Below are 553 nucleotides of genomic sequence, written 5' to 3'. Positions count from 1 at the left end.
TTTTCATCAGACAATCTGTGTGAGCACTGCAAAGTACGCTTCTTTAAGGTAAGGAGGTGATCCAACCGCAGGTTCCCCTACGGTTACCTTGTTACGACTTCACCCCAGTCATGAATCACAAAGTGGTAAGCGCCCTCCCGAAGGTTAAGCTACCTACTTCTTTTGCAACCCACTCCCATGGTGTGACGGGCGGTGTGTACAAGGCCCGGGAACGTATTCACCGTGGCATTCTGATCCACGATTACTAGCGATTCCGACTTCATGGAGTCGAGTTGCAGACTCCAATCCGGACTACGACGCACTTTATGAGGTCCGCTTGCTCTCGCGAGGTCGCTTCTCTTTGTATGCGCCATTGTAGCACGTGTGTAGCCCTGGTCGTAAGGGCCATGATGACTTGACGTCATCCCCACCTTCCTCCAGTTTATCACTGGCAGTCTCCTTTGAGTTCCCGACCTAATCGCTGGCAACAAAGGATAAGGGTTGCGCTCGTTGCGGGACTTAACCCAACATTTCACAACACGAGCTGACGACAGCCATGCAGCACCTGTCTCAC

Annotated in this window: 1 rRNA gene; it reads right to left on the bottom strand. The window is 52.3% G+C overall.

Features of this window, described 5'->3' with window-relative positions:
* Positions 1 to 49: 49 nt before the first annotated feature.
* Positions 50 to 553 (bottom strand): 16S ribosomal RNA (locus tag ACLJQD_RS22940); the annotation flags it as partial.

Source organism: Salmonella sp. SAL04214 (assembly GCF_046550615.1).
GTDB classification, from domain to species: Bacteria; Pseudomonadota; Gammaproteobacteria; order Enterobacterales; family Enterobacteriaceae; genus Salmonella; species Salmonella enterica.
Note: the sequence above shows the minus strand (reverse complement) of the source record. Positions and strands in the feature narration are given on the sequence as shown.